Source organism: Ruoffia tabacinasalis (assembly GCF_005864045.1).
In the GTDB taxonomy this organism is placed as follows: Bacteria; Bacillota; Bacilli; order Lactobacillales; family Aerococcaceae; genus Ruoffia; species Ruoffia tabacinasalis.
In genome coordinates this window covers 41,839-52,919 of sequence record NZ_VBSP01000014.1, presented here as the reverse complement: position 1 = coordinate 52,919, position 11,081 = coordinate 41,839, and the positions used below count along the sequence as shown (strand labels likewise).

General features: G+C 36.7%; 10 protein-coding genes. All 10 read left to right on the top strand.

The features are described from left to right. Positions 1-129 precede the first annotated feature (129 nt). The 10 genes from FEZ33_RS05530 (at position 130) to rpsJ (ending at position 11,066) form a co-directional block, all read left to right on the top strand. Complete coding sequence (locus tag FEZ33_RS05530; protein WP_138404410.1) at positions 130-939, top strand: transporter substrate-binding domain-containing protein; 810 nt, start codon at positions 130-132, stop codon at positions 937-939. A 14-nt stretch (positions 940-953) separates the two neighbouring features. Next, positions 954-2,162 carry a M20 metallopeptidase family protein gene (locus FEZ33_RS05525; protein WP_138404409.1) on the top strand — a complete coding sequence of 403 codons (1,209 nt, stop codon included), beginning with the start codon at positions 954-956 and terminating at the stop codon, positions 2,160-2,162. A gap of 2 nt (positions 2,163-2,164) precedes the next feature. Continuing rightward, positions 2,165-3,367, top strand: coding sequence for an argininosuccinate synthase (locus FEZ33_RS05520; RefSeq protein WP_138404408.1), 1,203 nt, complete (start codon positions 2,165-2,167; stop codon positions 3,365-3,367). A 28-nt stretch (positions 3,368-3,395) separates the two neighbouring features. Continuing rightward, positions 3,396-4,769 carry an argininosuccinate lyase gene (argH, locus tag FEZ33_RS05515; protein WP_138404407.1) on the top strand — a complete coding sequence of 458 codons (1,374 nt, stop codon included), beginning with the start codon at positions 3,396-3,398 and terminating at the stop codon, positions 4,767-4,769. Between the two features lie 143 nt (positions 4,770-4,912). After that, positions 4,913-6,526 (top strand): peptide ABC transporter substrate-binding protein, encoded by a 1,614-nt coding sequence (locus FEZ33_RS05510; protein WP_138404406.1) that lies wholly within the window; start codon positions 4,913-4,915, stop codon positions 6,524-6,526. Between the two features lie 242 nt (positions 6,527-6,768). Beyond that, the gene (locus FEZ33_RS05505) at positions 6,769-7,806 is read left to right on the top strand and encodes a phosphate/phosphite/phosphonate ABC transporter substrate-binding protein (RefSeq protein ID WP_138404405.1); all 1,038 of its coding nucleotides are present in this window, start codon (positions 6,769-6,771) and stop codon (positions 7,804-7,806) included. 76 nt (positions 7,807-7,882) lie between these two features. Beyond that, positions 7,883-8,656 carry a phosphonate ABC transporter ATP-binding protein gene (gene phnC, locus FEZ33_RS05500; RefSeq protein WP_138404404.1) on the top strand — a complete coding sequence of 258 codons (774 nt, stop codon included), beginning with the start codon at positions 7,883-7,885 and terminating at the stop codon, positions 8,654-8,656. A gap of 17 nt (positions 8,657-8,673) precedes the next feature. Continuing rightward, positions 8,674-9,495, top strand: a complete 822-nt coding sequence (gene phnE, locus FEZ33_RS05495; RefSeq protein ID WP_138404411.1) for a phosphonate ABC transporter, permease protein PhnE — start codon at positions 8,674-8,676, stop codon at positions 9,493-9,495. Positions 9,496-9,510: 15 nt separating this feature from the next. Continuing rightward, positions 9,511-10,320, top strand: coding sequence for a phosphonate ABC transporter, permease protein PhnE (gene phnE / locus FEZ33_RS05490; RefSeq protein ID WP_138404403.1), 810 nt, complete (start codon positions 9,511-9,513; stop codon positions 10,318-10,320). A gap of 437 nt (positions 10,321-10,757) precedes the next feature. Beyond that, positions 10,758-11,066, top strand: coding sequence for a 30S ribosomal protein S10 (gene rpsJ, locus FEZ33_RS05485; protein WP_138404402.1), 309 nt, complete (start codon positions 10,758-10,760; stop codon positions 11,064-11,066). Positions 11,067-11,081: the final 15 nt, after the last annotated feature.

Sequence of the window (11,081 nt, the reverse complement as noted above, 5' to 3'; positions counted from 1 at the left end):
AGTTCATCCGTGGTAAGATGGGTGTAGGTCATTTGTGGTCACTCCTTTGTATTCTTTGGTCGGAATTACAAGTTGAGTGTACCACAAATGGCTGTTTTAGTTGTCTAGCTTAATTTTACAATCGGCGAAATGAAAAAAATAAGTAAAATAATTTTAGCTTTTGTTGTAGGGATGTTTTTAACTTCTGCGGTAAATATTAAGGCAGCGACGTTAGCTGAAATCAAAGAAAAAGGTCAGATAGTTGTTGGAATGAATGCTGAGTATCCACCGTTTGAATGGGTGGAAGTTGTGGACGGAGAAGCTGTTGTAGTCGGCATTGATGCCTCACTTGCCCAAATGATTGCCGATGAGATCGGAGTCGAGTTAGTCATTGATAACCGGGCTTTCGATTCATTGATCCCGACATTGAATACAAATAAAATTGACTTAATTATTTCTGGTATGTCGAACACAGAAGAGCGTGCCAAAGTCGTAGATTTTTCAGTTTCATATTATGAGCCTGTGAGTCAGTTTGCAGTTGCAAGTGATCAAGTGGATAATTTTAAATCCTTAGAAGATTTTAATGGTAAACGAGTGGGTGCTTTGTTAACTTCAACGCAAGAAATTTTCTTAAAAGAGAATATGCCAGAAATAGAACTAGTATCTATGGGTAAAAATGGAGATTTAATTGAGGGGCTAAAAGCCAAAAAGGTAGATGCCATCTTTATGTCAGATTTAACGCTGCAACAATACTTAACAAATTATGGAGATGTCGTTTCAGTCGTTGAAGGTATTGAAATTAATAATGAATTGCTAGGAACGTCAGTAGCAATGACAAAAGGTAATTCAGAGTTACTTGAAGTCGTAGATAAAGTAATTACAGAAGCAAAAGAAAATGGCGACTTAGATAAAGTTTTTGAAGATAATATTGATAAAGCAAGTAAAGCTCAAGAACAGTAATAGGAGAGATAAAGATGACACTTGAATATTTTAATAATTTAGAACAATACACAGATGATTTACTTGAACGTAGACGGTACTTACACCAACATCCTGAAACCTCATTTAACGAATTTAAGACGGTGGAATACATTGAAAGCTTTCTTCAATCCTTAGATCATGTTGAGATTATTAAATCCACCCAAACAAGTGTCATTGGCGTTTTTAAATCGAAGAAACCTGGGAGCCGTATTGGGTTACGAGCAGACATCGATGCCCTCCCTATACAAGAAGAATTAACAGATTTAGATTATTGCTCAACGAATAATGGTGTGATGCATGCGTGTGGTCATGATGGCCACACAGCCATGTTAATGACAGCATGTCAGTGGTTAGATGATCACTATGATAGGTTAGTGGGTGAGATTTACTGTATCTTCCAACACGCAGAGGAATTACCACCTGGTGGAGCAAGTCAAATTATGGCAACGGGAGCTTTAGATAACTTGGATTATATATATGGTCAACACGTCTTACCTGAACTTGAGGTCGGTACGGTTGATATAAAAAAAGGACCTGTTACAACCAACTCAGATGGTTATAAAGTGATTATATATGGACTAGGCGGACATGCATCAACGCCGTCTAAAGCAATTAATCCTATAAACATTGCGAGTAAACTCATTCAAGCATTTAATGAGATTCCGTCACAACATATTGATGCGCAACAATCAGCGGTTGTATCAAACACATATATTAAAGCAGGAAATAGTATTTCATTAAATATCATTCCCGATACTTTAGAGTTTGGAGGGAATATTAGAACCTTTGATGCAGATGTTCCAAAACACATTGAAGACAGCATGAAACAAATATTAGAAGGAATCTGTGGAGCCTATGGTGTGGGTTATAAGTTTAGTTACGAAGTAGGTGCTCGATCAGTGCATAATGATGATGTCAAGACCACACTCTTACAGGATATTGTCAGAAATTCTTTAGACGTCAATGTCATTGAAAGAAAGCCTGATATGTTCGGTGAGGACTTTTCAGCCTATAGCCAAGTCATACCAGCTACCTTTGCAATGATTGGAAGTCATAACCATACGAAGGAAACGCAATACCCTCTTCATCATCCAAAATTTAATATTGATGAAAGTGCATTAACAGTAGGTTTAAAGATGTTACTTACCGTCGCAATAGAATATGGTAAACAATTAACAAACATGAAATTAAAAGGAGAATGAATATGTGTAAAGATAAAATTGTATTAGCCTATTCAGGTGGATTGGACACGTCGATTACTATTCCATGGTTAAAGGAGAATTATGATGCGGATATCATTGCGGTGTGTGTTGATGTGGGGCAAAAAGAAGATTGGGAAGCAGTAGAGAAAAAAGCCATCGCTTCAGGAGCAAGTAAGTTCTACAATCCGCATGTAGCAGATGTTTTAGCAGAAGAATATATTTATCCGGCAATCTCAAGTAACTTGAAATACCAAGGGACTTACTTATTAGGTACTGCGCTGGCACGTCCATTAATTGCCAAAGAATTGGTCGCTGTGGCTCATAAAGAAGGCGCTACTGCAATTTGTCATGGCTGTACGGGTAAAGGGAACGACCAAGTTCGTTTTGAAACTGGAATCGCAGCTTTCGATCCAGAGATGAAGATTGTTGCACCTTGGCGTATTTGGGATATTAAATCTCGTGAAGATGCACTTAAATATGCTGAATTAAAAGGTGTGCCAGTGACTTCAACAATTGAGAAGATTTATTCTGAAGATGAAAACTTAATGCATATTAGCCACGAAGGCGGAGACATCGAAAGTCCTAAGAATGCGGTCGATTACTCAAGCATTCTTAATATAGCGAACGCCTTAGAAAATACACCGGATGAAGCTGAAATTGTTGAAATTACCTTTGAACAAGGGAAAGCAACGGCAGTCAATGGCAAAGAATTGAAACCTCACGAAGTCTTAGAAACTTTAAATGTAATTGCAGGAAAACACGGTATTGGTGTCCTTGATTGGATTGAAGACAGAACGATTGGAATGAAATCCAGAGGGATTTATGAGACACCAGGAGCGACTCTATTAATGGGGGCCCATGAGCGTCTAGAAAGCTTAACACTAACAAAAGAAACGATTAAATTGAAGCAACACTTGGCCGTTGAATTCGCTGAATTAATCTACAATGGACAGTGGTATTCAATGGCAAGTGATTCGATATTAGCCTTTATGAATCATACACAAAAGACTGTTACCGGTGATGTTAAATTGAAATTATACAAAGGCAATATGTTACCACTCGGCTTAAAGAGTGAATTTGCTCTATTTGATGAAGATGTATCAGGCTTTGGTGAAGATGATTTATTCGATCACCATGATGCCCAAGGATATATTAATGTGATTACGTTACCAACTAAGATTCAAAAGAAACTAGGACTTCTATAAGTTTTATTCAAAAAAAGGAAGAGGATATATGGCACTTTGGAGTAATGAATATCATCAGGAAATGTCAAATTCAGCTTACGAGTTTAATCAATCAATTTTAATCGATATCCGATTATTTGATGCAGATTTACGGGGAAGTATGGCACATGCCCAGATGTTAGGCAAACAACACATCATAGAATCGGATGAGGCTAAGCAATTAGTAGCGGAACTATCATCAATGCGCGAAGAATACGCAAATCAGACACTTCAAATTGATTTAAATGAAGAGGACATTCATAGCTTTATCGAAGCAGAATTAACACGAAGATTAGGTGATATCGGAAAGAAAATACATACAGGCAGAAGCCGTAACGATCAAGTAGCTACAGCGATGAAAATATATGCCTTAGATGAAGTTGAGTGGATTATAGAAGCCTTAGAAAAAGTGATACTTGCCTTCACTGATGAAGCACAAGAGCATCTTGAGACGATTATGCCAAGTTACACACACTTACAACGGGCACAACCGATAACCTATGGTCATTATCTAATGGCTTACGTTGAGATGTTCTACCGAGATTATGGACGAATTAAAGATGCTGCCAAACGGATTAAAGAGACGATGCCTTTAGGTGCGGGTGCCTTAGCAACGACGACTTTTCCTCTAGACCGTGCATATACAACTGAATTGTTAGGGTTTAGCAATTATTCAAATAATAGTTTAGACGCAGTGTCGGACCGAGATTATAGTTTGGAATTATTATCGGCATTCTCTATATTAAGCATGCACTTAAGTCGATATAGCGAAGAAGTGATTATTTGGACTTCACAAGAGTTTAAGTTTCTGGCCTTAAAAGACACATTCTCGACGGGTTCATCGATTATGCCTCAGAAAAAGAACGCGGATATTCATGAACTATTTAGAGGGAAATCCGGGCGTGTGTTCGGTGATTTAATGAGTGTGTTAACGATTATGAAAGGAATACCTTTAGCATATAACAAGGATATTCAAGAGGAGAAGGAACGTTTATTTGATGCGATTGATACTGTGAAGATGATGCTTTCTTTATTACCTTCAATGATTGATGAAACGATTGCTAATAAGGAAGTAATGTACAAAGCAGCAAGTACGGGTTTCATTAATGCAACGGATTGTGCGGACTACTTAACAGCTAAAGGTTTGCCGTTTCGTGACGCCTACCAAGTAACAGGTAATATTATTCAGTACTGTGAAGAAACAAATCAAACCTTAGAAACTTTGAGTCTGGCAGAGTATAAAGAAGAGCATGCTTTATTCGAAGAGGATATTTATGATGCGATCGATTTAACAGCTTGTGTTAAACGTCGACAAGTGGACGGTGGACCTGCACCTGAGAAAGTACAGGAGCATATTGATAAGATTAGAAGTTTACTTATTTAAAAATTAAATACCTCCTTAAAGATTAAAATATGAGTATACCAGCCGTTAAAACGCTTAAAAATTAAAAAAAAATGACAATTCCCCTTGTTAAACTCTCATATATACTGTATATTATTAGATATAAATTAAAAGGAGGAACATTAATGAAAAAGTTCTTACGAGTACTTACATTAGTTAGTTTATTTTTATTAAGTGTAGCGCCGTTAGCACAAACAACTGCATCTGCGCAAGATGCTGCAACACTTAACTTATCCCTAGGAACAGAGCCACCTACATTAGACCCTGCTTTAGCAACAGATTCGACATCAGGATCAATCATCCGTAACGTTTTTGAAGGATTAACACACAATAACCATGGTGAAATTGAACCAGGTGTTGCTGAATCATGGGAAGAGAGTGAAGATGGCCTTACTTGGACATTCACTTTACGTCAAGATTCAACTTGGTCAAATGGAGACCCAGTTACTGCAAATGATTTCGAGTTTTCATGGAAGCGTGCTTTAAACCCTGAAACTGCTTCTCAATATGCTTCTATTCTTTACCCAATTGCTGGTGCTGAAGAATTTAACTCAGGTGAAGGCGAAGAAGACGCTGTAGGAGTTACTGCTGTAGATGACTACACATTAGAAGTAACATTAAACAACCCTACACCATACTTCTTAGAATTAACTTCATTCTACACTTACATGCCAGTTCATCAAGCAACAGTTGAAGCCGACTCTACTGGTTGGGCTGCTGAAGCTGGTGAAACATATGTAACTAACGGTGCGTTCAACTTAGATACATGGAACCACAACAGTGACTTAGTATTAGCTAAAAACGCTGAATATTGGGACGCTGATAACGTTGCTTTAGAAACAGTTAACATCCAAATTATCGAGCAAGAATCAACAGCTAACGCTGAATTCCAAGCTGGTAACTTAGATTACTTAGGTACGCCTTACGGAACAGTTTCTCTAGACTCAATCGACATGTACCGTGCTAATGAAGAACTAAACACAGTTCCTTACGCAGCAATCTACTGGTACAAATTAAATACGACAGATGAATTAATGCAAAACGTTAACTTACGTAAAGCATTATCATTAGCAATTGACCGTCAAGGTTTAATTGATAACGTAATTAAAGGTGGACAATTACCTGCATTAGGTGTTGTACCTCCAACAATCGAAGGATTCGAGGAAGACCGTGGCTACATGCAAGATGCAGCATTCGACGAAGCTAATGAATACTTAGCATTAGCTATGGAAGAATTAGGAATTTCAGATCCTAGTGAAATTACTGTTAACATCTCAATTAACGACAGTGAAGCTCACTCAACAATTGCTCAATTTATCCAATCTGGCTGGGCTACAAACTTAGGAATTAACGCTGAGATTGACTCAACTGAATGGCAAGTATACTTAGACCGTCTAAACGTTCTTGATTACCAAGTAGGACGTATGGGATGGATTGCTGACTTCAACGACGCTATCTCATTCTTAGACATGTACCGTACTGCCGATACTGGTAATAACGATACTGGTTGGGAAAATGAAGAGTACAAAAACTTAATTGATGAGTCAGCTGCAGAAGAAGATCCAGCAGCTCGTACTCAAATGTTATTAGATGCTGAAGCGATTTTCATGGAAGAAATGCCAGTTATCCCAGTATACTACTACACAAGTAACTACGTTATCCAAGACCACGTACAAAACTTAGAGCCAGATGCTTTAGGTAACGTAAGCTTGAAAGACGTATCAGTTTCTGCTGAATAATACTCAGATAAATTAACGACTAGATTAACCTAGAAATTAAATAATACCGCTACAAACAATTGTGCTGTTTGTAGCGGTATTTTTGTATAGAATAATTGAAATTAATCAATTCACTTCAATAATCCCCAAAAGTTAACAATCCAATACGTGTGAATTTACACAAAATTTACATAAAATCAATAGCGCTTGATTATCGAATGGTTTATAATATTAATGTTATAAAAAAAGGGAGGAATTATCTTATGTTAAAAAATTGGATAAAAAAAGCTGCTTTAACTTTAGCATCTGTGACAACACTTGCTTCAGTAGCGATGCCAGCTGTCGCTGCGCAAGAAACAGCTCAAATTGATGAGTTATCAATCGGATTTGTACCATCACGTGATCCGGAAGAAATCGTAACAGCAACAGAACCATTAGAGCAATTGTTAATTGATGAATTAGCAACTCTTGGTTATGAAGTAGGTTCAGTAGACATCTCTGTAGGTACTTCATATGAGGCAGTTGGAGAAGGTTTATCGGCTGGAACCATCGATATCGGATTTATTCCAGGAGGAACATATGTTTTATATGATGATGGCGCAGAAGTTATTTTAACTTCTACACGTGCTGGTCTAAGTAACGACTCGGAAGACCCAGCTGATTGGAATGCGAATGAACCAACTGAAGCAACGGACGAACAAGTAACATATTACCGTGCTATTATGATTGCTGGACCTTCAGAAAAAGGGCGCGAATTAGCTGATAAAGTTAATAATGGTGAAGAATTATCTTTTGAAGATTTAAATTCAGCTAATTGGTCTGTTATGAGTCCATCTTCTTCAGCAGGCTACATTTATCCAACAATTTGGTTACAAGATAATTTCCAACAAAACTTAAGTGATTTAGAAAATGTTGTGCAAGCTGACTCATATTTAAACTCATTTGCACGTCTAGCTTCTGGTCAAGTAGATATCTTAACAGTATTTGCTGATGGACGCCGTGACTACGTTGATCAATGGCAATCTGAATTAGGTGGCGAAAATGATATCTGGACAGATACTGATGTTATTGGAGTTACGCCAGGTATCTATAATGATACAATTTCAGTAAGTAACAATTCAGATAACATGTCTGATGAACTAAAAGCTGCTTTACAAGAAGCGTTCATCAATATATCTCAAACTGAAGAAGGTAAAGAGATTATTGCAATTTACGCTCATGAAGGATACGAAGTTGCTGAGAGTTCGGACTATGAAGTTGAGCGTCAAGCACAAGAAATTTTACGCGAACAATCTAACTAATACTCAATTTATATTATATATTTTAAGGCTAGGATAAATTCTGGCCTTTATTTGTTTGAAGAAAGGTTTGTAAGAGATGATTAAATTTGAAAATGTAAGTAAAAAATACCCTAATGGCGTAACTGCGCTAAAAGATGTGAATCTAACCATTGAACAAGGCGAATTTGTTGCGATTATTGGGCTATCCGGAGCAGGTAAATCGACATTGATCCGTTGTATTAATCGCATGCACAGTGTTTCGGATGGAACACTCACTGTTGATAATGAAGATGTAACTGCCCTAGGCTCAAAAGAATTAAGACGTTTCCGTCGAAAAATTGGAATGATTTTCCAATCATTCAACCTAGTCACTCGAATTAGCGTATTAAACAACGTATTAGTATCGAGTGTGCCAGAGTTATCATTTTGGCGTAAATTAACAGGTAGTTTTACAAAAGAAGATAAAATACGAGGATTAGAAGCTTTAGATAAAGTTGGTATCTTAGATAAAGCCTATATGCGTGTAGACCAATTATCAGGTGGTCAACAACAACGTGTAGCTCTTGCAAGAACGTTAGCACAAAATCCTTCTATTATACTAGCTGATGAACCTGTTGCTTCTTTGGACCCAGTGACAGCTAAAGTAGTTATGGATGATTTTAAACGCATAAATAAAGAATTGGATATTACAGTCTTAATTAATATTCACCATGTTGATTTAGCGTTAGAGTACGCAGATCGTATTATTGGAATTGCAAAAGGGGAAATCGTTTATGACGGTCCTTCGAGTGATGTTGATCAAGAAATATTAAATAAAATCTACCAAAACCAACCTATTGAAGTTGTTGAATCTTCAGTATCACCAGTATAGGGGGATTTAGTTTGGAAATGAAATTATATGATCGTGTTTTTAAACCCAAAGAAATAAGTCTATCTAACGGAAAAAAAGTCTATCAAAAAACTTCAAGAACCCCATTAATTGTTTTGCTATTATTAATATTTACATATATTTCAATTAAAGTAACTGAGACCGAATTTTCAGTCTTAGCTGAACGTGGGGAACAATTCTTTGTCATTTTGGGACAAATGATTCCTCCAAATTGGAGTTATGCTAGTAATATATGGAGACCCATGATTGATACTATTCAAATGTCATTGCTTGGATCCGTCTTAGGGGCAATCGTAGCAATACCTATTGCTATGTTATCTTCGTCAAACTTAATCCAAAGTCGTTGGATTACTGGTCTTTTCAAGCTGTTCTTATCAATTACGCGAACATTACCAACGTTGATTACAGCATCCATCGCTACATTTATATTCGGAATTGGAACAACAGCAGGAACCATTGCAATATTCATATTTACGTTTTCTTATATAGGAAAGCTAATGTATGAAAATATCGAAAATATTGATATGGGACCCTTTGAAGCAATGGAATCTATGGGGTTATCAAAAGTAGAAGCGTTTCGATATGCTGTTGTTCCTCAAATTATGCCAACTTACTTATCAGTATCACTTTTTGCGTTTGAAGGAAACATTCGTTATGCCGCAATCTTAGGATATGTGGGGGGAGGCGGGATTGGACTAATCTTAAATCAAGAATTAGGATGGCGAGATTATGCAAATGCCGGAATGATACTATTAATATTAATGGTTGTTGTATTCATAATAGAACAAATTAGTGAATACTGCCGTCAGAGACTCACTTAGGAGGTGACAATAGAAATGAATAATATGATTAATAAACAACTTGAGCGTGAACCTAATCGACGAGTATATTACTTTACAATATTCGCTATATTAATAACGCTTCTGATTTGGTCAATAACAGGCGTGCAATTTAAGGGAATTGATAGCCGCGGTTCAACCATTGCCGGAAATATTATTTCAGGAATACTTTCTCCAGATTTAGATTTTCTATTTGAATTCTCTGATGAGGGGGTACCATATTTATTATTTGAAACAATATGTATTGCATTTTTAGGAACAATATTCGGATCAGTACTAGCGATACCTGTAGCATTTTTAATGTCACAAAGTATTGTCGGACCAGTCCTCTCCTTTATTACACGTACATTGCTCGTAGTTATTCGAACAATACCATCTTTTGTATATGGTCTGATGTTTATTAGAGTTACGGGGCCCGGAGCATATGCAGGAGTTTTGACAATGTCAATTACTTCAATTGGTATGGTTTCGAAACTATACTTGGATACTATAGAAGAAATAGATGATGGAATTTTAGAAGCAATGGAAGCTGCTGGATGTAATACATTCGAAAAGATTAGGTATGGGGTTATTCCTCAACTATTTACAAACTTTTTATCTACGACAATTTATCGTTTCGATATGAACTTAAGAGATGCAACAGTTTTAGGTTTAGTAGGAGCAGGGGGGATTGGTGCTCCATTGATATTTGCAATGAACTCATATCGATGGGGTGAAGTTGGATCAATTTTAATTGGATTAATTATACTAATTTTAATTATCGAATTCATCTCGACTAAGTCCAGAGATAAGTTAGCAAATGGATAGACATTGACTACACTTAGCCAAGAAAATTCTTCGGAGTTTCCTTGGCTTTTCTATTCCTTCCATTATATATACAAAAAATAAGTAATAATAAATAAATATAAAAAAAGACTTCCATCCACCAGGATTTTCCATTAAAATGTTACAAAGCTTAAATAGAGACACAAAACGTGTATATATAATAGAAAGAAATATTATTTTGAAGTTTTTTAAAAAAACTGCGAAAAAAGCTTGCTTCTAAGTGTTGTGTGCGTTATAATATTCGTTGTGTCATAAGTAGATATATTTCTGCTGAACGTAACACAGCCCCCTATATTATAAGGTGGCGAGCTATGAAGCGAGAGGTTGCGACACGCTAGGTTGAGTTGCCAATGACCAGTGTAGTCGGTAATTCTTGCGGAGCAAGTCAATTTAACAAATTTGACGGAGGAGGAAAAACAATGGCAAACCAAAAAATTCGTATTCGTCTGAAAGCTTATGAGCACCGCGCTCTTGATGTATCAGCGAACAAAATCGTAGAATCTGCACAAAGAACTGGAGCACAAACTGTAGGGCCAATCCCATTACCAACAGAACGTTCGGTATATACAGTTATCCGTTCACCGCATAAATATAAAGATTCACGTGAGCAATTTGAGATGCGCACACACAAACGTTTAATCGATATCGTTAACCCAACTGCTAAAACAGTTGATGCATTAATGAAATTAGATTTACCAAGTGGTGTAGACGTAGAAATTAAGTTATAAAATAAAAAATAAAAT